21 protein-coding genes and 1 pseudogene are annotated in these 23835 nt (G+C 67.2%); 10 read left to right on the top strand and 12 right to left on the bottom strand.

The window, feature by feature from the left end; translation table 11 throughout:
• Positions 1 to 81: 81 nt before the first annotated feature.
• From QE394_RS13350 to ssd, 4 genes are read right to left on the bottom strand one after another with little or no spacing between them, the layout of a single operon-like run.
• Complete coding sequence (locus QE394_RS13350; protein WP_261620308.1) at positions 82 to 690, bottom strand: type II secretion system F family protein; 609 nt, start codon at positions 688 to 690, stop codon at positions 82 to 84.
• The gene (locus QE394_RS13345) at positions 687 to 1502 is read right to left on the bottom strand and encodes a hypothetical protein (protein WP_349034757.1); all 816 of its coding nucleotides are present in this window, start codon (positions 1500 to 1502) and stop codon (positions 687 to 689) included. Before QE394_RS13345 ends, QE394_RS13350 begins: the two co-directional genes overlap by 4 nt.
• Positions 1499 to 2797, bottom strand: coding sequence for a TadA family conjugal transfer-associated ATPase (locus tag QE394_RS13340; RefSeq protein WP_261620310.1), 1299 nt, complete (start codon positions 2795 to 2797; stop codon positions 1499 to 1501). The genes QE394_RS13345 and QE394_RS13340 overlap by 4 nt, the downstream gene beginning before the upstream one ends.
• Complete coding sequence (ssd, locus tag QE394_RS13335) at positions 2794 to 3993, bottom strand: septum site-determining protein Ssd (protein ID WP_349034756.1); 1200 nt, start codon at positions 3991 to 3993, stop codon at positions 2794 to 2796. The genes QE394_RS13340 and ssd overlap by 4 nt, the downstream gene beginning before the upstream one ends.
• A gap of 129 nt (positions 3994 to 4122) precedes the next feature.
• Here ssd and QE394_RS13330 point away from each other — a divergent pair.
• Both QE394_RS13330 and QE394_RS13325 read left to right on the top strand, forming a co-directional pair.
• A pseudogene (locus QE394_RS13330) lies at positions 4123 to 5851 on the top strand (bifunctional 3'-5' exonuclease/DNA polymerase).
• A gap of 167 nt (positions 5852 to 6018) precedes the next feature.
• Positions 6019 to 6210, top strand: coding sequence for a DUF1508 domain-containing protein (locus QE394_RS13325; RefSeq protein WP_056078207.1), 192 nt, complete (start codon positions 6019 to 6021; stop codon positions 6208 to 6210).
• Between the two features lie 74 nt (positions 6211 to 6284).
• Here QE394_RS13325 and QE394_RS13320 read toward each other — a convergent pair whose 3' ends face one another.
• The 3 genes from QE394_RS13320 to QE394_RS13310 all read right to left on the bottom strand — a co-directional run bounded on the left by QE394_RS13320 (position 6285) and on the right by QE394_RS13310 (position 9267).
• Positions 6285 to 6962 (bottom strand): CoA pyrophosphatase, encoded by a 678-nt coding sequence (locus QE394_RS13320; protein ID WP_056078203.1) that lies wholly within the window; start codon positions 6960 to 6962, stop codon positions 6285 to 6287.
• Positions 6959 to 7792 (bottom strand): endonuclease III, encoded by an 834-nt coding sequence (nth, locus tag QE394_RS13315; RefSeq protein ID WP_261620314.1) that lies wholly within the window; start codon positions 7790 to 7792, stop codon positions 6959 to 6961. Before nth ends, QE394_RS13320 begins: the two co-directional genes overlap by 4 nt.
• A gap of 68 nt (positions 7793 to 7860) precedes the next feature.
• The gene (locus QE394_RS13310; RefSeq protein WP_349034755.1) at positions 7861 to 9267 is read right to left on the bottom strand and encodes a hypothetical protein; all 1407 of its coding nucleotides are present in this window, start codon (positions 9265 to 9267) and stop codon (positions 7861 to 7863) included.
• 403 nt (positions 9268 to 9670) lie between these two features.
• Here QE394_RS13310 and acs point away from each other — a divergent pair, with 403 nt between their 5' ends.
• From acs to QE394_RS13285, 5 genes are all read left to right on the top strand, one after another.
• Positions 9671 to 11683: an acetate--CoA ligase gene (gene acs, locus QE394_RS13305; protein WP_349034754.1), complete on the top strand. Its 2013-nt coding sequence runs from the start codon at positions 9671 to 9673 to the stop codon at positions 11681 to 11683.
• 208 nt (positions 11684 to 11891) lie between these two features.
• Entirely contained in the window at positions 11892 to 13202 is a 1311-nt protein-coding gene (locus tag QE394_RS13300; RefSeq protein ID WP_261620317.1) for an ABC transporter substrate-binding protein, read from the top strand.
• Positions 13203 to 13339: 137 nt separating this feature from the next.
• Positions 13340 to 14311 (top strand): sugar ABC transporter permease, encoded by a 972-nt coding sequence (locus tag QE394_RS13295; protein ID WP_261620318.1) that lies wholly within the window; start codon positions 13340 to 13342, stop codon positions 14309 to 14311.
• Positions 14308 to 15231 carry a carbohydrate ABC transporter permease gene (locus QE394_RS13290; protein ID WP_261620319.1) on the top strand — a complete coding sequence of 308 codons (924 nt, stop codon included), beginning with the start codon at positions 14308 to 14310 and terminating at the stop codon, positions 15229 to 15231. The genes QE394_RS13295 and QE394_RS13290 overlap by 4 nt, the downstream gene beginning before the upstream one ends.
• Positions 15232 to 15288: 57 nt before the next feature.
• Positions 15289 to 16092, top strand: coding sequence for a DeoR/GlpR family DNA-binding transcription regulator (locus QE394_RS13285; protein ID WP_056078185.1), 804 nt, complete (start codon positions 15289 to 15291; stop codon positions 16090 to 16092).
• Positions 16093 to 16102: 10 nt separating this feature from the next.
• Here QE394_RS13285 and QE394_RS13280 read toward each other — a convergent pair whose 3' ends face one another.
• A complete protein-coding gene (locus QE394_RS13280) occupies positions 16103 to 17131 on the bottom strand; it encodes a LacI family DNA-binding transcriptional regulator (protein ID WP_349034753.1) in 1029 nt (342 codons plus the stop codon).
• A gap of 75 nt (positions 17132 to 17206) precedes the next feature.
• On the opposite strand from QE394_RS13280, the gene aroQ reads away from it, so the two are divergent.
• The gene (aroQ, locus tag QE394_RS13275) at positions 17207 to 17668 is read left to right on the top strand and encodes a type II 3-dehydroquinate dehydratase (RefSeq protein ID WP_349034752.1); all 462 of its coding nucleotides are present in this window, start codon (positions 17207 to 17209) and stop codon (positions 17666 to 17668) included.
• A gap of 15 nt (positions 17669 to 17683) precedes the next feature.
• Here the strand turns inward: aroQ and QE394_RS13270 are convergent, their stop codons facing one another.
• Entirely contained in the window at positions 17684 to 18868 is a 1185-nt protein-coding gene (locus QE394_RS13270) for a MarP family serine protease (RefSeq protein WP_056078645.1), read from the bottom strand.
• Positions 18869 to 19088: 220 nt separating this feature from the next.
• Between QE394_RS13270 and QE394_RS13265 the strand changes: the two genes are divergently transcribed.
• On the top strand, positions 19089 to 19766 hold the full coding sequence (locus QE394_RS13265; RefSeq protein ID WP_009359192.1) for a Crp/Fnr family transcriptional regulator: 678 nt from the start codon (positions 19089 to 19091) through the stop codon (positions 19764 to 19766).
• 96 nt (positions 19767 to 19862) lie between these two features.
• Here the strand turns inward: QE394_RS13265 and QE394_RS13260 are convergent, their stop codons facing one another.
• Genes QE394_RS13260 through QE394_RS13250 form a run of 3 tightly spaced genes read right to left on the bottom strand, consistent with a single transcriptional unit; the run spans position 19863 to position 21479 of the window.
• Positions 19863 to 20774: an NUDIX hydrolase gene (locus tag QE394_RS13260; RefSeq protein WP_349034751.1), complete on the bottom strand. Its 912-nt coding sequence runs from the start codon at positions 20772 to 20774 to the stop codon at positions 19863 to 19865.
• A 14-nt stretch (positions 20775 to 20788) separates the two neighbouring features.
• A complete protein-coding gene (locus QE394_RS13255; RefSeq protein ID WP_015938334.1) occupies positions 20789 to 21322 on the bottom strand; it encodes a RidA family protein in 534 nt (177 codons plus the stop codon).
• A gap of 1 nt (position 21323) precedes the next feature.
• Entirely contained in the window at positions 21324 to 21479 is a 156-nt protein-coding gene (locus QE394_RS13250; RefSeq protein WP_011693223.1) for a DUF4177 domain-containing protein, read from the bottom strand.
• Between the two features lie 37 nt (positions 21480 to 21516).
• On the opposite strand from QE394_RS13250, the gene QE394_RS13245 reads away from it, so the two are divergent.
• Positions 21517 to 23829: a transglycosylase domain-containing protein gene (locus tag QE394_RS13245; RefSeq protein WP_056078651.1), complete on the top strand. Its 2313-nt coding sequence runs from the start codon at positions 21517 to 21519 to the stop codon at positions 23827 to 23829.
• Positions 23830 to 23835: the final 6 nt, after the last annotated feature.

Here is a 23835-nt window from a genome sequence, read left to right as displayed (position 1 = left end):
TAAGCTGCGGCTGCCCGCCGCTGTGGAGGACTGGACGGCGTGCTCCGGCCCCCGGAGGGCGGCCGAACCCCGCTGCTGCGGTCAGGAGCCCGAGGGCACCAGGGCCAGCAGTACCGGAACGACGCCGAGGCAGATGAAGGCAGGGAGCGAGCACAGTCCCAGCGGAATGACGAGCTTGACGCCCAGCGACGCGGCACGCTTTTCGGCGGCCCGGAACCGTTCCCGGCGGAGCCTGGCCGCCTGGGCATAGAGGATGGCCGACGACGGCGCGCCGGTCAGCGCAGCGAAGCCCAGTGCATCCCGCAACTCCAGGATGTCGGGCTGCCGGACGGCGGAGCTGCGCCAGGCCGTTTCCCAGTCGGCACCGATGGCCAGGGCTGAGACCACCGGCCGCAGTGATTCGCTGTACTTCGCCGAGGCGGACACGGAGACCAGTTCCAGGGCGCGGCCGATGCTGGAGCCGGCGTCAAGCATGGCCGCCACGAGTTCGAGCATCATGGCGGTGTCTGCAAGACCGGGTCCGGCCCGGTTACGGGGCTCCGGGACCGTGGACGGGTGGACCGGGCCCGGACCATGCAATCCGAAAATGCGGAGTCGTGTCCGGGCCTTGCCGCGTCCGGCGCAGGCCAGGAACGTTGCGGCGGCAAGGACGGCGAACAGCCACAGGGCGGCGATGCCGGGGCCCGTCACAGCTTCCCGGTTCCTGCGGCAGTTGCCACCAGGCGCGAAGACCAGAGCCTGCCTGCAACGGTCAGGACTGCGCCGCCCAGCAAGGCAGCCAAGCCCAGGGGCGTACCCAACAGCATGGCAAGCGGATCAACGCCCAGTGCCATCCCGAGCCCAAGGCCCATCAAGGGCAGCCAGGTCAGCAGCGTGACAGTGGCTTTGGGACCGGCCAGGGCTGTCTGGCGCGCCGCATCTGCGTCGGACTCCACCTCGAGCTGGGCCGCAAAGCGGGTGAGCACATCAGCGAGGGGGCATCCGCTGGCTTCGGCGATATCGAAGCAGGCTGCCAGCTCGGACCAGATCCGTGCTTCCCGGCACCCGCCGGGAAGCACCTCCGGCAGCGCCCGCCTGATGGCCGCCGACACCGGTGTGCCGCGCGCCGCGGCACCCCGTGCTGCGGCCAGGAGGGCAAGGGAACCTTCCGACAACCCTCCCCTGGCCGGACCGGCAACGGCATCCCCCACGGATGGTTGCGGGCCGTCCGTTCCATAAACGGTCCAGAGTTCATCCCACAGCCTGGCGGGTGTCCGGCCCCCTTTGAGCAGCGCAGCCAGTTGCTGCACCAGGAGTGTCAGGGGTGCCCCCACCGTTGCGTTCTTTCCCGATCCCCTTTTTCCCTTGGGGGTAAATCGCCTGCGGGCAGATCCGCCCAACAGATCGGATGTCCGGGCGGGCGGTTGGCCGGCGGCACGGCGCAGCCGTGCGGCAGCACCCCTTGGCGGCTTGAGCAGCAGCAGCACCGCCAGGGACAGGGCAAGCGCCAGCAGCACAATCACCGGTTTTCCTCCGGGTCCATGCCCAGCCGTGCTGCCAGCGCCGGCCACGCGGAGCCCGCGACACCTGCAGCAGTTTCCAGGGCCGGCACCACCGTTAGCCCCTCCGGAGAATCGACGAAAACACCGATGCACGTGACTTCGCGTCCCCGGGGGGTCCGTTCGACGTGGATGGCTACATCCAACGCGCTGGCTGCCTGCAACCGCACACCGTCCGGGCTCATCCCGGCCAGCGCCCCCAGCGCTGTGAGCCTGGCGGGAACCGAGGCTGCCGTGTTGGCGTGGATGGTGCCGCCTCCGCCGCTGTGGCCTGTATTCATGGCGGTAAGGAGCTCACGGACCTCGGCGCCGCGGCACTCACCCACCACCAGCCTGTCGGGGCGCATGCGCAGGGCTTGCCGTACCAGTTCGCCCAGGTCCACCTCGCCGCCGCCTTCCAGGTTCCCGTGCCTGGACTCCAGGGAAACGATGTGCGGGTGGACGGGGTTCAGTTCCGAAGCGTCCTCGATGAGGACGAGCCGCTCCCCCGCCGCACACAACCCCAGCAGCGTTGACAGCAGGGTGGTCTTTCCGGAGCCGGTGGCGCCGCTGACCAGGAAGCTCAGCCTCTGCTCCACTACCTTCTCCAGTACGTCCCGGACCGGCCGGCTGAACATGCCTCCTGCCTGCAGTTCGTCCATGCCGAAAACGTGCTCGCGCCTGATGCGGATACTCAACAGGGTCCCCGCCGTGGAGACTGGCGGCAAGACAGCGTGGACACGGTAGCCGCCGGGAAGGCGGACATCAACACAGGGCGACCCGTCGTCCAGCCGCCGCCCGCCCGCCGCCACCAGCCTGCAGGCGAGCGCGCGCAGCTGGGATTCACCCTCGAACGCCACCGCCACACGTTCGATGCCGCGCCCCCGGTCAACCCATACAGAGTCGGGAGCATTGGCGAAGATGTCCGTCACGGCGGGGTCCCGGGTGAGCTCCTGCAGGGGACCCAATCCGTTCAGTTCCGCGCTGATCCGTTCCACGGCGGCCAGCGCGCCCGCAGTTCCCAGCAGCTTTCCGGTGGCCTGGACCGCCGCGGCCACCCGGGACGGAGTCACGGCCCCGGCCTCGGCCATCATCGATTCGCGCACCGATTCCAGGAGGCCCGCGTCCACGGGGCGGCCCCTGGCCGGTGTCCCGCCCGGGTGGGGTCCGCGCCGCTGCCCTTCCAGGACCCGGGCACTTCGCCGGGACCGTGGCGGAAGCGCGGAAACATCAGGAGGTGCCGCAACAGCCCCGGATGCGTACCCCTCGCCCGGCGTCATACCGGTTCTCCTATAGGCAGCCCGTCACCGAGGGAATCGAGCACCGTGCCGGCGAAGCGCCGCACGCTGCGCCGCCTGCCAAGATCCAGGAGCCTGCCGGATTCCACGGCGGCCGCCATGCCGCGCAGTTCGGGCACCCGGCCCAGGACGGGAAGCCCGATGGCGTCGGCGAGGAGCGGGCCGTCAATGGCCGCCCCCGGTTTGCCCCGCACCAGCACCGACGCTTCCACTGGCGGAAATTCCTGCAGCAACCGCACCGCGGCAACGGCTGCCTTCAGCTGGGCCGGCACCACCACAAAGACGCGGTCGCAGTCCCAGGCGAACGTCTTCAGTGGCTCGGCACGGCGGCCAATATCCACCACCACCAGCTCGTAACCCCGCCGGGCAGCGTCCAGGACACCGGCGGCAGTGGGCGGTGCCACCTGGTCCGGCTGTTCGCGGCTGGCAGGCCAGGACAGGAACGAGAAACCGCCGGACACGGGCAGGGAGTCGGCCAGTTGGAGGGGGTCGATGCTGCCCCGGGCGTCGGACAGGTCCGGCCAGCGCAACCCCGGGTAGTCCTCGGCGGCGATGGCCAGTTCCAGCCCGCCGCCCCAGGGATCGCCGTCCACCAGCAGTACGCGCGCCCCCATGCCCGCCGCTGCCTGCGCAATCCAGATGGCCGCCGTGGTGGCGCCCGCACCGCCACAGCCGCCGGTCACGCCGAGAACCAAGCCACCGGGCCCCGGCGATCTAGACCGGCTCAAGTGGTCCGCCAGCCAGGCAGCAGCATCCGGCAGCACGGCGACGCGTTCGGCTCCAAGCGCGGCGGCCAGATGCCACAGGCTGTCCCCCTCGCCGTCCAGCCCGACGAGGACGGCAGGTGCCCGCCGCCGGGGCGGCAACTCCCGGATGTCACTGCCCACCAGCACCGCTGCCGCCCCGTCCCAGTGACGGCCGCCCTCTGCGGCATCGGCGGCCACCCGCAGGCGTCCGCCGGCGGCAGCAACAATCCGTTCCACCTCCGAGCGGAGGAAAGCCGAGGCCGTCACCAAGAGCACTTCGCCGGATGCGTCAGGCAGCCACGCGTCAGTGGACCCGTCCGCTGGTCCGGCGGATGCGCGCGACGTTCCTGCCGGCGGGGAGCCCGGGGCATGGCCGGCGGACCCGGCGGGGCCCTGCCCCGACGGCGGAGGAAGTATCTGGTGCCTGCTCATGAAACCACTCTCCACGCCGGCGCGGCGGCAGGTAAGGTCCGCCGGCGGCTATGTGGATAAGGCTGGTGTGGAGACGGTTGACGTGTCCCGCCGTACGGAAGCGTCCCGCCAAGCGTGCACAATTGGAGCATGTATGTCCTGCTCGCCGCCCACCCCTCAGGGGCCGCGCTGCAGGAGCTCACCCCGGCAGGCGAACCCGGGCCGGCCAATCCTGGAGTCCGCGTCGTCAGCACCGGCGACCTTCCCGCCGTCGTGCGCAAACTGGAAAGCCGCCCCCACGCCGCCCCGCTGGATCTGGCACCGTACCCAGGACTGGTACCCGGCGCTGCTGCGGGCCGGCGTGGAACTCGAGCGCTGCTACGACCTCACGCTCTGCGGCAATATCCTGGCCTTTTCGCAGTTCACCGCCCACACCGAGTACGCCCGCACGTCGGACAGGACCCCGGTGGACGATCCGGTCCTGCCGCCAAAGTCGTTGCTTCCCCCTGCTCCCCCGGCGGACCAAGGCGCCCTGTTCGAGGACCCGGGCAGCGCCCCGCCCCTGCGCCATACCCCGGAAGAGCTGCGGACCGAGTACGCGGCACAGCAGTCCGCCCTGGCCGGTGCCGGCACCAACGGCAGCATGCGCGGCCGCCTGCAGCTGCTGCTGGCCGCTGAATCAGCGGGCGCGATGATCGCCGCCGAGATGCAATACGCCGGGGTGCCGTGGCGGGAGGATCTGCACGAGGAAATCCTGGCTGGCTACCTTGGCCCGCGTCCGCCCGCCGGGCAGCGGCCGGCACGGCTGGAGGCGCTGGCCGCCGATCTGCGGCAACTGCTCGGCTCCCCCACGCTGAACCCGGACTCGCCGCAGGAACTCATCCGCGCCCTGCACCGCAACGGCATCGAGGTGAAGAGCACCAGCAAATGGGAGCTGAAAGACTCTCCCCATCCAGTCATCGGCCCGCTGCTGGAGTACAAGAAACTGTCGCGGCTGCACACGGCGAACGGCTGGTCCTGGCTCGATGCCTGGGTAGCGGGCGGGAGGTTCCGGCCAGAGTACGTGGTGGGCGGCGTAGTGTCCGGCCGCTGGGCATCACGGGGCGGTGGCGCACTCCAGATCCCCCGGCAGATCCGTGGTGCCGTGCACGCTGATCCTGGCTACAAGCTGATCGTGGCCGACGCCTCGCAGCTTGAGCCGCGGGTTCTGGTGGCCCTGGCCCGGGACTCGGTGATGGCCGAAGCCGCGCGGGACCAGGACCTCTATGCGGGCATCGCCGCCAAGGGCTTCGGCGGCGACCGCGCGAAAGCCAAGGTGGCCCTGCTCGGGGCGATGTACGGTGCCACGTCCGGCGAATCCGGCCGCCTCATGCCGCAGTTGGCGCGGACGTATCCGCGGGCTGTGGACTTCGTGGAACAGGCCGCCCGTGCCGGCGAGGCCGGCGGCACGGTAACCACCCGGCTGGGGCGCAGCAGCCCGCCGCCGTCGGAGCGCTGGTACCAAAGCCAGCGCTCGGCCACCGCTGAGGAGCAGCGCCGTGCCGAGTCGATTGCCAGGTCCCGGGGCCGGTTTACCCGCAATTTCGTGGTCCAGGGCTCGGCTGCGGACTGGGCTGCGTGCTGGCTGGCGGAATTACGACGGCGGCTGCGCACCCTCCGCGCGGACGGCACCGGCGCAGGGCCTGGCGGTACCGGTCCGGAACTGGTGTTCTTCCTCCACGACGAAGTCATGGTGCACGCCCCGGCGGGTGCGGTGGACGAGTGCATCAGGGCGATTGAGGACGCCGCCGGTGCCGCGAAGGACCTCCTGTTCGGTCCCATCCCGGTGGAGTTTCCCGTCAGCGTCGCGGTGGTGGACTCCTACGACCTGGCCAAGTAAGCCTCCCAGCGCGGACCGGCCAACCCCGATTCCTACCCATATGACGGAGAAAGTAACCTACCGGGCAGTAGTTCGACGCGCCGCGTGACGCGGATTACAGTCTGTAGCGGCGACTGATGCAGACCGGTCGGACGGCTGATGCGACGAAGCACACCAGGAGGTCCGGCATGGCGGGCAGATTTGAGATTCACCGGGCAGGAGACGAGTCCTACCGGCTCCGGCTAACAGACGCTGAGGGCAACATCGTTGCCGTTTCACCAAGCTTCAAATCCTTGAACAAACTGATGGACGGCGTCAACGCGATGCGCGAGAACGCCGCGACAGGAATTGTGGTCGACCTGCGGCAGCAGCAGGCCTGACCCATTCATAAGGCCTGAGAAGGCCCCAACAACCGGGTGGCCGCGCTCAATGGCGCGCGCGGCCGCCCTAATACCTACACACCGATGGGGTGCAGCCGGGTGCTGTCCCAGGGCACGGACCAGCCCAGCTGGTCGAAAAGGCCGCTGAGCACAATGCCGGTGAAACCCCACACCACCACACCGTTCACCGTAAACGCGGGGCTGTCGAACGTACGCCCGGCGCGGTGGACGGTGGCCATGACCCGGTTGTCCGGGTCCAGCAGATCACGGACGGGGATCCGGAAGACCTGGGCGGATTCCGCATAGTCCACCACGCGCACCGGCGACGGCGACGCCCACCAGCCAAGCACGGGGGTCACCAGGAAGTTGCTGTGGGCCAGCCCGAGCTGCTGCAAGGTGCCCAGGACTTCAACACCGCCCGATTCCAGGCCGGTTTCCTCCTCGGCTTCACGGAGGGCCGCATCCACGGCGGATTCACCCGCATCCAGGCTTCCGCCCGGGAAGGCGACCTGGCCGGGATGCGAACCGAGCGTGTGGGCCCGTTCCAGGAGCAGCACGTCGAGATCGGCGGGGGCCAGCGGCTTGCCCGAGACCGCGGGGACGTCATCAAGGGCGCCGAACAGCATCAGCACGGCCGCCCGGCGGGCCAGGCTCGCGTCGACGGTCAGGGCGGCCCACCGCGGGTCCGGGGTGGTATTGGATCCGGACGCCGCACGCCGCGCCAGCCCCAGCAGATCCTCCCTGGCGCTCACAGGTCCTCCCCAGCGGTCACGGGTCCTCCCCGGCGCTCCGGGGGCCGCCGCTGCGATGCCATCCGGATCTCGGCGGCCCGGTGCGTCTCGGCCTGCAGCTGCTCCAGCAACGCCTCGTTGCCCGGTGCGAGCTCATATTTGAGGAGCTTTGCGGCCTTCACGGGATCCAGTTCCCCGAGCCCGTAGCTGGGGCACCAGTTGGCCACGGGGCAGGCGCCGCAGGCGGGCTTCCGGGAGTGGCAGACGCGCCGGCCGTGGAACACCACCCGGTGCGAGAGCATGGTCCAGTCGCGCGGCTCGAACAGTTCTGCCACGTCCGATTCGACCTGCACAGGATCGTCCGACTGCGTCCAGTTGAACCGCCGCGCCAGCCGCCCGAAGTGGGTGTCCACCGTGATGCCGGGGATGCCGAAGGCGTTGCCCAGGACCACGTTGGCAGTTTTGCGCCCCACGCCGGGCAGCGTGACCAGGTCCTCGATCCGGCCGGGGACCACGCCGTCGAACTCGTCCACCAGGCGGGTGGCAAGGGCCAGCAGGTTCCGCGACTTGGCCCTGAAGAACCCGGTGGGCTTGAGGATTTCCTCGAGCACGGCCGGGTCCGCTTCGGCCATGGCACGGGCGTCCGGGTAGCGTCCGAAGAGCACCGGCGTGACCAGGTTGACGGTGACGTCGGTGGTCTGGGCCGAAAGGACCGTGGCCACCAGCAGCTCAAACGGGTTGGTGAAGTCCAGTTCCGCGTGTGCGTAGGGGTACTTTTCGGCCAGCGCCCGATTGATCCGCCGGGCACGCCGCTTCAGGGCCAGCGCCGACTCGGAAGACACCACCGGCATGCCTGAAGCCTGCCCACTGGGCACGGCCTGCCCGCCCTTTCCGGCGGCCCTCGGCGCGGCCATGGGGGCTAGCCGCGCTCGATGTTGCTGAGGTCGCGGAGGACCCCAAGGCGTCCGTCCGTGTGCTGCACCAGGAACTCGTGCCCGCGGTCTTCCAGGGCCAGGACCCAGCCGCCGGGCTCGATGACGAAGGCGGGGGAACCGCTGTGCGGATCGAACGCGGTGCGGTGCTGGGCCACGGCAAACCAGAAGGCCTCATGCACGGGATGCTCGTCCCCGGCGTCGTGGCTCGACGGATCGACGGTGGCGCCGATCGGCTCTTCGACCCGTACCTGCTGGTGCACAGCGGTTGCGGCCGGCGGCTCCCACGTGCGCTGCGGAGCGGAGGCAGCCGGGGAGCTGACGACGTCGTGCGTTGCCGTCTGCTGGCCCGTGGAAGCGGCGGGAAGGTTGGCGCGCTGCGTTTCCTCTGCGGCTGGTGCCTCAGCAGGGCGGACGACGTCGGCGGCCTGGGTTGGCGGGCCGGCGTCCACCTCGGGAGCGTGGTCGGCTGCTTCGGGCGCGGTGGATACGGGAGTGCCCGCAGCGGCTCCTGCTGCCGGAGCCGGAGCCGCGGTGGGAACGGCAGCGGTGGCGGGTGCCACGGCGTCCGCCGGGCGTGCTGCCGGTGCGGTGGCCGCCGCCGGCGCGTGGTGCGAAGGCTCAGGCGCATGGTGCGAAGACCCTGGCGTTACTGCTGAGGATCCGGCCCCCGCTCCGCCGAACAGCTTGCCGCCCAGCCGGGACTTGGGGGTGGCTTCATGCTTGTGGTGGGAGTCCGCTTCCGGGTGGGACCCCGCCTTGGCCGCCGCTTCAGGCTTGGGCTGCTTCGGTGCACGGGGCGCCGGTGCGGGTACTGCGGACTCGCGGGCCGCCACGTGTGCCGGCGCTTCGGCGCGGCCCAGGAAGTCGCTGGAGAGATAGGGCACGAACCGGCCCAGGACGGTGGCGACGAACAGGATGATGGAACCGATCAGGCCCACCAGCAGGCTGGGAACATAGGCCCCGGCAACGGAGATGAAGAAGAACGCCACAGCGAAGCACGCGGACACCGAGGCGAACTGGTCAACTGAGAGGGAGCCCACGCGGATCTTCGTGGCGGGCGCCAACCGGCGGGCGGCGAACAGTGCGCTGACAATCAGCGGCAACAGGATTCCGAGGCCAAGGAAGAAGAGGTTGTTCAGGTTCCACAGGTTGTAGCGTGCGCCGAAGATGGGCAGCAGCGAAGCAACGAACAGGACAATGGTGGCCACGAAGACCGTCAGGTCCCGCACGGTGAAGGGGCCAAGCACTGCCTGGTTGGAATCCTTGGCGAGGCGGAACGGCGTCCCGGCGCCTTGAGGCGCGGCCTGCTGGCCTGCCCCGGCGGCGCCGGTCTGGCCGGCACCCGTTTCCGTGGCGGGGCCGGTTTTCTGGCCGTAGCTGGGCTGGTTCATTCTGCTCTCCTTAGCATGGCGGCACGGAACCGGCCTGGGCCGATCCACGATGTGCCGTCGAAACACCGTTCCCCCGGCCGGGCCCGGAGCCCGGCCCGCGGGCCCGAAGTAAAGTCACAATTTCATTTCAGCCTAGTCAACAGCCCGGCTGATCACTAGCTGAAACGGCGGCAGGGGGACCTCGCCGGACTGCCACAGAAACCATTCACCGCACAAAAAATGCCGCTTACGGGCACAACTGTGACAAGGCACACATGGCCGCGCCGGCAAGAGTTAGGGTGGATTCCGGAACAGCTCTTTGCGGTATGTCCGTGATCGGCCGGTGCCCGGTGTCGTGCTTGCGGCCCTGCACGGCCGTGGCCTGCATCCCGCGCAGCAAAGATCGATGAATGATGAGGTTCACATGTCCCAGGACACTCCAAGCTCCACGGCCACCGTTCCCGCTGCCCCGGCAGGACAGGGTGCACAGCAGGGCGACGCGTTTGAAAACCTGCTGCATGAGACCAGGACCTTCCCGCCCACGCCGGAGTTCGCGGCGAACGCAGTGGTCAAGGCCACCGATTATGCAGAGGCCGACGCCGACCGGCCGGCTTTCTGGGCGAAGCAGGCCCGCGAGCTGCTCACCTGGAGCAAGGACTTCGGTGAAGCCCTTGACTGGTCCAACCCGCCGTTCGCAAAGTGGTTCGTGGGCGGCGAAGTCAACGCCGCGTACAACGCGCTGGACCGGCACGTGGAAAACGGCCTGGGTGACCGCGTTGCCATCTATTTCGAAGGCGAACCGGGTGACAGCCGCACCTATACCTACGCCGAACTGACTGAGGAAGTGAAGAAGGCCGCGAACGCCTTCGAATCCCTTGGCGTGTCCAAGGGCGACCGCGTGGCCGTCTACCTGCCCATGATCCCCGAGGCCGTCATCACGCTGCTCGCCTGCGCACGGATCGGCGCGGTCCACTCCGTTGTGTTTGGCGGCTTTTCCGCCGACGCCCTGCGCTCACGCATCGACGATGCTGAAGCCAAGCTGGTGGTCACCGCTGACGGGACGTACCGCCGCGGCAAGCCGAGTGCGCTGAAGCCGGCCGTTGATGACGCCCTGTCCAAGGACGGGCACACCGTGAACAACGTCGTGGTGGTCAAGCGCAACGGCCAGGACGTGGACTGGCACGAGGGCCGCGACCACTGGTGGGACGAAACCGTCGGTGAAGCGTCCGCCGAGCACACCGCCGTCGGGCATGATTCCGAACACCCGCTGTTCATCCTGTACACCTCCGGCACGACCGGTAAGCCCAAGGGAATCCTGCACACCACCGGCGGGTACCTTACCCAGACCGCATACACACACAAGGCCGTGTTCGACCTGCACCCGGAGACGGACGTGTACTGGTGCACGGCCGACGTCGGCTGGGTCACCGGCCACTCCTACGTCGCCTACGCGCCCCTCGTCAACGGCGCCACCCAGGTCATGTACGAGGGTACCCCGGACTCCCCGCACCAGGGCCGCTGGTGGGAGATCATCGAGAAGTACAAGGTCTCCATCCTGTACACCGCCCCCACCGCGATCCGGACGTTCATGAAGTGGGGCAGGGAGATCCCGGACAAGTACGATCTGTCCTCCCTTCGGGTCCTTGGCTCTGTGGGCGAATCCATCAACCCCGAGGCCTGGATGTGGTACCGGAAGGTCATCGGCGGAGACAAGACCCCCATCGTGGACACGTGGTGGCAGACCGAGACCGGCGCGCAGATGATCGCGCCGCTCCCCGGGGTTACCGCCACCAAGCCGGGCTCGGCCCAGGTCCCGCTGCCGGGCATCGCCGTAGACGTGGTGGACGAGATGGGTGAATCTGTGCCGGACGGGCACGGCGGGTTCCTGGTGATCCGTGAACCCTGGCCGGCCATGCTCCGCGGCATCTGGGGCGACCCCGAACGGTTCAAGGACACCTACTGGTCCCGGTTCGAGACCATGTACTTCGCCGGGGACGGTGCCAAGAAGGACGAGGACGGCGACATCTGGCTCCTCGGCCGGGTGGATGACGTCATGAACGTGTCCGGGCACCGGCTCTCCACCACGGAAATCGAGTCCGCCCTGGTCTCACACCCGGCCGTGGCGGAGGCCGCCGTCGTGGGCGCCTCGGACGAGACCACAGGCCAGGCCGTCGTGGCCTTCGTCATCCTGCGCGGCGACGCCGCGAACAACGGCGACGCAACCGTCCAGGAACTCCGGAACCACGTGGGCAAGGAAATCGGCCCCATCGCCAAGCCCAAGAACATCCTGATAGTCCCGGAACTGCCCAAGACCCGCTCCGGCAAGATCATGCGGCGCCTGCTCAAGGACGTTGCCGAAGGCCGCGACCCGGGCGATGCCACCACTCTGGCCGATCCCACGATCATGCAGCAGATTGCGCAGTCGCTCAGAAAGTAACACCGGCTTAGTATGTTCCGCAGCACCGCCGAATGGCCCCTTTTAGCCCGTAAGTTCGGGATAAACGGGGCCATCCTGCGTTTGTGACGATTCAAAAACGGCCACCAGAAAAAGTGTTATTTAGCGTTCTTCCATGTTCTGTTTTGCGAGGTTATAGTCGTACTGATGTGAGGTGCCTCACATGCTGCTATTACTCAAGGGAGAGAACATGGCTTCACCGTTTGATGCGTCCGCAACTGCCTTCCCGAGCAGGCGGAGCATCCTCAAGACCGCCGGCGTTGGCGCTGCCAGCCTGGCCGGCATCCCGTTCCTCGCAGCCTGCACCGGCGGCAGCGCACCCTCCGCAACAGGTACCGATTCCGGCGGGCTGACCTTCGGCTCCGGCTCCTCCGACGACGTGCCCAAGCGGGCCTACCAGGCAGTCACCGATGCCTTCACGGCCAAGACCGGCAAGAAGGTCACCACCAACACGGTCCCCCACAACGACTTCCAGAACAAGATCAACTCCTACCTCCAGGGTTCCCCGGATGACACCTTCACCTGGTTTGCCGGCTACCGGATGCAGTACTACGCCGAAAAGGGACTCCTGGCTCCCATCGACGACGTCTGGGAAACCATCGGCGCAAACTATTCCGATGCCCTGAAGAAGGCCTCCACCGGGCCGGACGGCAAGCTGTACTTCGTCCCCAACTACAACTACCCGTGGGGGTTCTTCTACCGGAAGAGCCTGTGGGCCGAGAAGGGGTACGAGGTTCCGGAAACCTTTGACGCCCTCAAGACCCTCGCCGCCAAGATGCAGGGGGACGGCATCATCCCCATCGGCTTCGCGGACAAGGACGGCTGGCCCGCCATGGGCACCTTCGACTACATCAACATGCGGCTGAACGGCTACCAGTTCCACGTGGACCTGTGCGCGCACAAGGAATCCTGGGACCAGCAGAAGGTCAGCGCCGTCTTTGACACCTGGTCGGCGCTGCTGCCGTTCCAGGATCCCGGAGCCCTCGGCCAGACCTGGCAGGACGCCGCCAAGTCCCTTGAGTCCAAGAAGACCGGCATGTACCTGCTGGGCTCCTTCGTGACCCAGCAGTTCACCGACGCGGCAGTGCTGGCCGACATCGACTTCTTCGCCTTCCCGGAGATCGCCATGGAGGGCCGGGACGCCGTCGAGGCCCCCATCGACGGCCTCCTGCTCTCCAAGAAGGGCGGCGAGAACAAGGCTGCGCGGGACTTCATGGCATACCTGGGCACACCCGAGGCGCAGGATGCCTACGCCGCAGTGGATGCCTCCAACATCGCCACCGCCAAGGGCACCGACACCTCCAAGTTCAGCCCGCTGAACAAGAAGTGTGCCGAAACCATTGCGGATGCGAAGTACATCAGCCAGTTCTTCGACCGTGACGCGTTGCCGGCCATGGCCAACAACGTGATGATTCCCGCCCTCCAGAGCTTCATCAAGGACGGCAAGATGGACGTCAAAAACCTCGAGGCGCAGGCCAAGACCCTCTACGCCGCGCAGTAGCCGCCCACAGCACACCGGCACCGCAGCACTGCAGGACGGACGACGGCGGCGCACGCCCGCCGTCGTCCGTTCCCTTCCAGCGTCCCCACCCAGCAGCACCGCCCCGGCGGCGTCCCACCAGCAGAGGGAAGATTTCCATGAGCAGCACCGCGCAAGAATTGATCCCGCCGGAAGCGCAGGAACCCGGCGGCGGCCGGATCGGCCGGACCAGGGGCGGCCGGGTCCGCCGCCTGACCGGCCGGGACAAAGTGGTCCTGTCGCTGATGGTGGGCATCCCAACCCTGATCGAACTGGCCCTGGTATGGCTGCCGACGCTGATGTCCATCGGGCTCAGCTTCACCCGGTGGAACGGCCTGGACCTGGCCGACATCCGTCCCGCCGGCACCGAAAACTACCAGTACATCACCCAGGACTACCCGCCCTTCTGGCCGGCCGTCCAGCACAACCTCATGTGGCTGCTCTTCCTGGCCCTGATCGCTACGCCGCTCGGCCTGCTGCTGGCGGTGCTGCTGGACCAGAACATCCGCGGCAGCAAGATCTACCAGAGCATCTTCTTCGCTCCCGTGATGCTCTCCCTGGCCCTCATCGGCATCATCTGGCAGCTGTTCTACCAACGCGATAACGGCCTCCTGAACTTCCTCCTCGGCACGGCGGGGACGCCGCAGGCCGTCGACTGGTTCGGGGACTCGTCCGTGAACATCTGGGCCGCCATGATCGCGGCCACCTGGCGGCACGCCGGCTACGTCATGCTCCTCTATTTGGCCGGCCTGAAGGGCGTGGACCCCAGCCTGCGGGAGGCGGCCTCCATCGACGGCGCCAACGCCTACCAGACCTTCTTCCGGGTGGTGTTCCCGGCGATGCGCCCCATCAACATCGTCATCGTGGTGATCACCATCATCGAATCCCTCCGCGCCTTTGACGTGGTCTACGTCATCAACCGCGGCACCAACGGCCTGGAGATGCTCAGCGCCCTGGTGATCCAGAACCTCGTGGGAGAAGGCCAGGTGATCGGCGTCGGCTCAGCCCTGGCTGTCGTGCTGCTGGTCATCTCCCTCGTCCCCATCGTCTTCTACCTCAGCCGCACCTTTGGCAAGGAGAACAGAGCATGAGCACCACCCCAGCACGCACGGTCCGCACCGGCCGGATCCAGGCCGCTTCCGCGCAGCGGACCGGCAGCAGGCCCAAGCGCCACTACGGCACGCACATCTTCCTGCTGGTCATGGCCGTGATGTGGCTGATTCCCCTGGGATGGTCGCTGTACACGGCGCTCCGGCCGGTGGCCTCCACTAACGAACACGGGTACTTCAGCTTCGCCGGTGACTTCAACTTCGACAACTTCGTGCAGGCCTGGACCCAGGGCGGGTTCGCCACGTACTTCTGGAACTCCGTCATCATCACCGTCCCCGCCGTGCTGCTGACCCTATTCCTGGCGTCCCTCATGGCCTTTGCCGTCAGCCGGGTGAGCTGGAAGTTCAACGTCACGCTGCTCATCATGTTTACCGCCGGTAACCTGCTGCCCCCGCAGGTCCTTGCCGCGCCGCTGTTCGAAATGGCCAAGCACTTCGAAGTGCCCTACTCGTTCAGCGACTCCGGGAACATGCTGAACACGTACATCATCGTCATCGCCGTCAACACCGCTTTCCAGATGGGTTTCTGCACGTTCGTGCTGTCCAACTACATGAAGGCCCTCTCGGCGGACCTGACGGAGGCGGCGCTGGTGGACGGAGCCGGCATCTGGCGGCAGTACCGGGAAATCATCATGCCGCTCTGCCGGCCGGCCTTCGCGGCGCTCGGCACCCTCCAGGTCATCTTCATCTACAACGACTACTTCTGGCCCCTGATCTTCATCCAGAGCGGCAACCGGCTCCCGATCACCACGGCCATCAACAACCTGCAGGGCGAGTTCCTGAGCAACTACAACCTCCTGGCGGCGGGGGCGGTGATCACCGTCATCCCCACGCTGGTGATCTACCTGCTCCTGCAACGGCAGTTTGTTGCGGGCCTGACTCTTGGTTCCAGCAAGGGGTAGACCATCATGGAAGGTGACGGGGAGACAGCTCCCCCACCCCAGCACGAAAGGATCTCCATGCTCCCCGCAGCACGCCACCAGGCAATAGTGGACGTCGTCCAGCGCGAACGGGTTGTCCGCGTCTCGGACCTCGCCCAGCAACTGGGCGTCTCGCTGATGACTGTCCGCCGGGACATCGAACTGCTGGAGGAGGGCGGCAAGCTGGAGCGCATCCACGGCGGTGCGAAGCTGCCCGGTGATGCCAGCACCCACGAGCCCGGCTTCGAGCAGAAGTCCACCCAGCTGACAGCGGAGAAGCGGGCCATTGCGGTGGAAGCGGCCGCTCTGGTGCAGGAAGGGATGGCGGTCGGCCTGAGTGCCGGGACCACCACGTGGGCCCTTGCCAAGGAACTGGTCAACGGGCCGCCCATCACTGTGGTCACCAACTCCGTGCGCATCGCCGACCTGTTCCACCACGCAGCCGCCACGGGCCCGGCCCGCTACAGCTCCACTGTGATCCTGATCGGCGGCCAGCGCACGCCCTCGGACGCCCTGGTGGGCCCCATCGCCACGAGCGCACTCAAGCAGCTGCACCTGGACCTGCTGTTCCTCGGTGTCCATGGCATGGACTCCGCAGCCGGTTTCACCACCCCCAACCTCCTGGAGGCCGAGACGGACCGGGCTTTCGTGGCCGCAGCCCGCAAGACCGTGGTGCTGGCGGACCACACCAAATGGGGCGTGCTGGGCATCAGTTCCATTGCGTCGCTGGACGACGTGGACGAGGTCATCAGCGATCCCGGGCTCGGTCCCGATGCGCAGCGCATCCTGCGGGACAGGGTTGGCAGGCTGCGGCTTGCGCCCGCCCTGGGCCAGCCGGCCTAAAGGCAAATACTCAGGGGCAGCCGCAGGATTGGCGGACCTGGAGGTCGGCGGGGAAGATGAGGTGTTCGGGGGTGTTGCCGCGGCCCGTGCCGATGAGGGCGTTCACCGCGGCTTCGGCCATGGCCTTTGCCGGCTGCCTGACCGTGGTCAGCGGCGGCCAGCTGTACTCCGCTTCCGCCGAACCGTCGAAGGACGCCAACGCCATATCCTTCGGCACGGACAGGCCCGCCTCGTGCAGCGCCCGCAGGATCCCCACGGCCTGCAGGTCCGACGTCGCGAAAATAGCCGTGGGCCGCTCCGCCCCGGCCAGCAGGCGCTTGCCCGCAGCGTAACCGCCCTCCCGCGTGAACGGGGTCCGCACAATCGGGCCCTCCGGCAGGCCCGCGCCGGCCAGGGCCTGCAACCAGCCCTCCTCCCGGCCGTCATAATAATTGCCCGTGTTCGTCCCCATCGCCAACGCAATCCGCGTGTGCCCGTGGCCGATCAGGTGCTCCACCGCAGCCCGCGCACCGGCCACCAGGTCCACCCCAACACTGTTGAACCCCGGCGCCTCGGCACTGTGGTTCAACAACACCACCGGGACCTCCGCCGACTCGAAATCCGCCGCGCCGGGCTCCATCAACACACTCGAGACGATCACACCATCCACCTGCCGGGCCACCAGGTTACGCACGTTCCGGCGTTCCTTGGCCACGTTCCCGTCCGAGTTGGTCAGCACCAGGGCATAGCCACGCTCGGCCGCGGCCTCTTCCACCGCGTGGGCCAGCAACGAAAAGAACGGGTTGCTGTTATCCGGAATGACCAGCCCGATGGTCTCACTGGAGCCCAGCTTCAACGCCCTCGCCGCAGCATTGGGCCGGTACCCCAACCGGCGGATGGCATCCTGGACCTTCGCCTCAGTAGCCGGCGCCACCCGCTTCGGACCACCATTAACCACATAACTCACCACGGCAGTACTCACCCCCGCGAACCGCGCAACATCCTTACGCGTCACAGGCCCCCGGGGCCCCGGCACAGCCGACATGGTCATGGAGTACATGCTAGCTCCCGGCTCCGGCAGGACGAGGCACGTAAGAATGCACGGCACGCCGGGCCAGCCGATAGATTGGCAGGCATGACTGAAGCCTCCACCCCGGACACCAGCCGCGGCACCATCCTGGTAATCAACGGCCCCAACCTGAACCTCCTGGGCACCCGGGAGCCCGAAAAGTACGGCACCTCGACGCTCCCCGACGTGGAGCAGCTGGCACGCTCAGCAGCCGAGGCGCACGGGTTCGCGGTGGAATGCGTCCAGTCCAACCACGAAGGCGTCCTGCTTGACGTCATCCACGCCGCGCGCGAAACAGCGGCGGGCATCGTCATCAACGCCGGCGCTTTCACCCACACCTCCGTGGCGCTGCGTGACGCACTCGCCGCCGTGCAGCTTCCCGCCGTCGAGGTCCACATCACCAACGTGCACCAGCGCGAGGAATTCAGGCACCACTCCTACCTGTCGCCCGTGTGCGCCGCCGTCATCGTGGGCGCCGGCGTCACGGGTTACCGGCTGGCCATCGATTACCTGGCCGAAACCCTTTAGCTGCTTCGGGAGTCCCTACTTCTGGATGCACTGGCCGGAGGACACCGGCGCGCTCAGGGAAGATGCCTGCGCCGCCACCGGGTTCAGCTCATCCATGGTGATGGCGAAGCCCACGTCTGAGTCAGTTGTGGCCTTGGCGAAAATGACTCCGGCCACCTGGCCGTCCGTGGTGAGCAGCGGGCCGCCGGAGTTGCCCGGCTGCACATCACCGGCCAACCGGTAGATGTCCTCGGGGGCCGGGTTGTTGCCGTAGATATCGGGCACCAGGACGGTGGCTATGTCCTGGACGGTGGCCGGCTTGGACTGGAACGGTCCGCCGTGGGGGTAACCGGAGAACGCGGCCGCGCTGCCGCCGGGAAGGTCTGCCGAGAGGGGCAGCGGCTGCGCAGGCAACCCGTCAACGGCCAGCACCGCGAGGTCGTGCCTGCTGTCGAAGTAGACCACGCGCCCGGGGATGGCATCGCCGTCGGGCATCTCCACCACGGGCTGCGACACGCCCGCCACCACGTGCGCGTTGGTAACCACGCGGTCCTCGGACACCACAAAGCCGGTGCCGGTCTGGTTCTGGCCGCACTCGTACGCAGTTCCAGCGATGCGCAGCACCGATGCGGCGGCACGGTTAAGTGCCGGCGTATCCGTGCTGGCGTTGGGAACGGGAACAGCCGGCCCCTGCCCCAGGCCCTCGATCAGGGTGGGGATGCCGTTGCCGATCACCGTGGAACGCAGCTGCGCCATGGTGGCCTTGACAGGGATGGGGGTCAGCCCGTCGATGAAGCGGATGACCTTGGATTCGGCCAGCTGCTGGGACACCACCGGCACGCCCAGGGAGCTCACGCTGAAAGCCAGCATGGACATCACCAGAGCCGAAACCACCACGTTCACGGCGCCGCCCACCAGCCGGTCCACGGCGCGGAGCGGCCGGATTCGCACGGCGCCCCGGACCTGCCGGCCCACCATGGTGCCCAGGCCGTGGCCCAGCACCACCAGTACGACGGCGGCAGCCACGATAGCGGTCAGCCTCCATCCGGAGTCCGCAACAAAACCGCTGACCAGCGGGACGGCGAAAAAGGCAGCCACGGCGCCGGCTGCAAAGCCCACCAGGCCGCCAACAGTGACGAGGAAGCCGTTACGCAGCCCGTAGACCAGGTAGGACAGCAACGCCAGGATCAGGATCAGGTCCAGGACAGTCAAGCCGACCACGAAGGCTCCTTATAAACAGTTGAAACCTCATTCTAATGGGGGTCCCTGACAATCATCTGTGACGTCATCCCCGTCACAGCGGGCCTCCTGCCCGGACCCGGGCGGCCCCGTCGCAGGCCGTCTTATAGGCGTTTCGGCTGCCAAGTTCGTCACAGAAGCTTGAAAATTCTGAAACAATGGCAAAAGCGCCACAGACGATACTTTTTACTCAGGAGATTTCATGGACATCGAGGTACTGCGCCGAGCACCACTTTTCGCCACGCTCGACGACGACGCATTCCGTCTGCTGACGGACGAGCTCACCGAGGTGGACCTCTCCCGCGGCGCGTCCGTCTTCCGCGAAGGCGACCAGGGTGACCAGCTCTACTTCATCGTCTCCGGCAAGGTGAAGCTGGGGCGCACTTCCCCGGACGGTCGCGAGTCGCTCCTGGCCATCCTTGGGCCGGGCGAGCTCTTCGGCGAGATGGCCCTGTTCGACCCCAGCCCCCGCACGGCCACGGCCACTGCCGTTTCCGAGACGCGGCTGGCCGGGCTCAAGAACGAGAGCCTGAACAACCTCCTGCGCACGCGCCCCGAGGTTTCCGCCCAGCTGCTGCAGGCCCTTGCCCGCCGCCTCCGCCGCACCAACGACTCCCTGTCGGACCTCGTCTTCTCGGACGTCCCCGGCCGCGTGGCCAAGGCCCTCCTGGACCTCGCAGACCGCTTTGGCCGTCCCGCCACCGACGGCGTCCTTGTGGCCCACGAACTTACCCAGGAAGAGCTGGCGCAGCTGGTGGGCGCCTCACGCGAAACCGTCAACAAGGCCCTGGCCGAATTCGTCCAGCGGGGCTGGCTGCGCCTGGAAGCCCGCGCCGTCGTCATCCTGGACATGCAGCGCCTCCGCCAGCGCTCCCGCTAGGCGCTTCGCACCCAAGCGAAACCTAAAAGGCCGCCCTACCTCACCGGTAGGGCGGCCTTTCGTTTGTCCGGAAACGGCGCCGGATGGGCGAGTGGGTTAGCGTTCGCGCTGGGGGTCGCCGGGGGTTGTCTTGGCTGCTTCCACCTCAAGCATCAGTTGTCCGTCCTCTTCAATGAGCGCCGGCTGGTAGACGTGCGCCTTGCGCTTGTAGCTGAGGTAGGCGATGCAGCCGTTGGCCGAGGCCATCTTCTCGAGCATGATCTCGGAGCCCGGCACCAGGAGCTTGCCCAGCGTCCGGCCCACGGTGTTCTCCTGCCCCGCTTCATCGCCGAGGGCCGTGGTGTTGCGTCCGTCGATGACCTGCGCGGCGTTGACCCAGCGGCCCCAGATGCCTTTTCCGTCCAGCAGCGTGGGCTCCTGGCCCATGGGGACCGTGGCGGCGAAATAGCGCGTGTCGAACCGGCGGTGCGCGAAGTCCGGGGTGCGCCAGTTGACCAGGGATTTCAACAGGTCGGTCCGGAGCAGCAGGCCGCGCTTGTCCAGGACCTGCGCGAGGGTCTTTTCCTGTTCGGCCACGGCAACGCGGGCACGCATCCACTCGGGGGTGGAGGTGGCCTCGACGGTACTGGACATGTCCGGCCCGGCCAGCAGGATTCCGGTCTCTTCGAAGAGTTCGCGGATGGCGCCCACCACGTGCCGGCGCGCCAGCCCGACGTCGTCCGTTCCCATCTGCTCAGCCCAATGCTGGGGTGAGGGGCCTAGCCAGCCCATGGGATCGTCGTCGGCCGTGTCCAGCGATCCGCCGGGAAACGCAAGAACCCCCAGCGGCGAGGAACCCGGCCGGTAGGCCAGCCAGGTTTCCAGGCCGTTGGGGGAATCCCGCAGCAGGACAACTGAGGACGCAAGACGCGCGGCCCTGGGCGTCCGCTCGCCGTGTTCAAGCCAGCTTTGTGCTGCTCCTACAAGTTCCTCGGGGAGTGCAAAAAGACGGCGGGCGAGCTGTGGCAAGGAAAGGACCGGTCCTAGCTGAATTCGGCGATCAGTTCGACTTCCACCGGGGAGTCGAGGGGAAGGACGGCAACGCCGACGGCGGACCGGGCGTGCTGGCCGGCGTCGCCGAGGACGCGGCCCAGCAGTTCGGAAGCACCGTTGATCACGGCGGGCTGCCCGGTAAAGGTGGGGTCCGAGGAGACGAATCCCACAACCTTGACGATCCGGGTGATCCGGTCAAGGTCGCCGATGACGCTCTTGACGGCGGCGAGGGCGTTGACAGCGCACACTGCGGCGTACTTCTGGGCGTCCTCGGGGGAAACCGTGGGCTCGTCGGCGAACGCTTCAGCGCCGGCGGCCACCTTGCCCGTAGCTTCGAGTTTGCCGTTAATAAACGGCAGCTGGCCGGAGGTGTAGACGTGGTTGCCGGAGATGACGGCGGGAACGTAGGAGGCCACGGGGGCGGCAACCTCGGGGAGCGTCAGTCCGAGCTCTGCGAGGCGCTGCTCGACAGCTGAAACTGGCGCTGATTCCGCGCCGGTGCGGGCTTCTGCGGGGGTGCTCATGCTACTGCTTCTCCCTCTTGAGGTAGGCAACCAGTCCGTTTCCGTCAGGTCCTGTGACTACCTGGACGAGCTCCCAGCCGTCCTCTCCCCACTGGTCCAGGATCTGCTTTGTGGCGTGAATAATGAGCGGAATCGTCGCGTACTCCCATTTGGTCATGAGAGAAAGACTAGTCCTTGCCGGTAAAGTGGAAAACATGGCAACTCGTAAGAACCCCTTATTCGACACTGCCACCACCCTCGGAAAGATCCTTATTTTCCTTGGCGTGAGTGCTGTCTGCGGTGTCCTGGTGGCCGGCCTCCTGGTGCCGGCGGCTGCAGTGTCGGGCAGCGCAGCGAGCGGTTCGATCGAGTTCTTCGACACCCTCCCGGCAGAACTGAAGGTCGATCCGCCCAACCAGACCACCCGGATCCTGGCCGCGGACGGCAGCGAGATTGCCAGCGTCTACACGGAAAACCGCACCAAGGTTGCCCTGGACCAGATCTCCCCGTTCATGAAGGAAGCTGTCATCGCTGTTGAGGACAGCCGCTTCTACGAGCACGGGGGCGTGGACACCACCGGCATCCTGCGTGCCTTGGCCGCCACCGCCCGCGGCAACAAGCAGGGCGCCTCCACCATCACCCAGCAGTACGTCAACAACGTGCTGAACGCCAACCTCGCTGCCGAAGGCAACGAGGACCAGATCAAGCTCAATGGCGTTAACAAGGGCGTGGGCGACAAGCTCCGCGAGATGAAGCTGGCCATCGCCCTCGAGAAGGAGTTCAGCAAGGACCAGATCCTTGAGGGCTACCTCAACATCGTCTTCTTCAACCGCGACGCGTACGGCATTGAAGCCGCCTCGCGGTACTTCTTCAGCACCTCCGCCAAGGACCTAACGCTACCCCAGGCGGCGCTCCTGGCCGGCCTGGTGAACAGCCCCTCAGCTTTCGATCCCATCACCAACCCGGAGAGCTCCAAGCAGCGCCGCGACCTGGTGCTTGGCCTGATGCTGAACCAGGGCAAGATCACCAAGGAAGAACACGACGCCGCAGTGGCCACCCCGGTGGAGCCCAAGGTGACCCAGCCCAAGCAGGGTTGTGCGTACGCGTCCTCCGCCCCGTACTTCTGCGACTACGTCCTGCACCTGCTGGAGAACAATCCGGCGTACGGTGCCGAGCGTGAAGAGCGCCAGCGCCTGATCTACGGCGGCGGCCTCACCATCACCACCACGCTTGACCCGAAGGCCCAAGCTGTTGCCCAGGACCAGGTGAACGCGTCCGCGGGCGCCAACCCGGACAAGTGGGGCGCCGCGCTGGTGTCCGTCCAGCCGAACTCGGGCAAGATCATTTCGATGGCCCAGAACACCACGTTCCTGCCGAACCAGGGGTTCGATTCGCAGCTGAACTTCAACGTGGACCAGATGGACAAGGACGGCAACGACCTCAACGGCATCGGTGGTTTCCAGCCCGGTTCCACCATGAAGCCGTTCACGTTCGCGGAGTGGCTCAATGAGGGCAAGTCCATGAACACGGTGGTCAACGCCGCCCAGCGGGTGTACCCGTTGAGCTTCCCGTGGCGGAACTCCTGCGGCAAGGTCACCGGCGGCTACAGTACCGCGCAGAAGAACGCGGGCCTTGGCACCGCCGATGACCTGCAGAACGCCGAGCCGCAGTGGTACAGGAACCTCTCCGTCCTGGAAGGCCTCTACAACTCCATCAACACGGTCACGTTCGCTTCGGCCGCCCAGCTCGACTTCTGCGGCATCCAGAAAGTGGTTGACGCAGTAGGACTGCACAGCGGCCTGCCGTCGGCAGACGGATCCGAGCCCAACCCGAAGATCGACATGAACCTGCTGGGCAACCTGCTGGGTTCCACCCAGACTTCACCGCTGACCATGGCCAGCGCGTTCGCCACGTTCGCCAACGACGGCAAGTACTGCGAGGCCATTGCCATCACGTCCGTCACGGACGCCACGGGCAAACAGCTCCCTGCGCAGTCCACCAACTGCCGCGATGCCATCAAGCCCGAGGTTGCCCGCGGCGTGAACTACGCCCTGCAGGAAGTCCTGAACCGCGGTTCCGGTTCGCTGATCCAGCCCCGGATCTCCACCCGCACCAGCTTCCCCATCGGTGCCAAGACGGGTACGTCCAACAACAACGGTTCCACCTGGGTTGTGGGCCACACCACCGGCCTTGCCACCGCCACGTGGTTCGGTGACGCTTTGGGCGCGCAGGGCCGTCCGGGCCAGAACATCACCGTCAACGGCAAGTTCTACCAGGGCATTGACGGGTACATGATTGCCGGGCCGATGTTCTCGAACTACATGTCCCAGATTGCCCCGGGCTACGGCACCGATCCGTTCCCGGCACCGCCGAGCAACCTGGTGAACGGCACCACCCGGAGCACCACTCCGGCGGCCCCGCAGGCGACGCAGGCACCGCAGGCACCGTCCGCCCCGGCGCCAAGCCAGCCAGCTCCCCAGCCGAGCAACAACGGCAACGGGAATGGTAACGGCAGCGGAAAAGACTAGCCGGCC

This window comes from Pseudarthrobacter sp. SORGH_AS 212, assembly GCF_030818145.1.
In the GTDB taxonomy this organism is placed as follows: Bacteria; Actinomycetota; Actinomycetes; order Actinomycetales; family Micrococcaceae; genus Arthrobacter.
The sequence above is the reverse complement of the archived record's forward strand: the minus strand, read 5'-3'. Positions and strand labels throughout refer to the sequence as shown.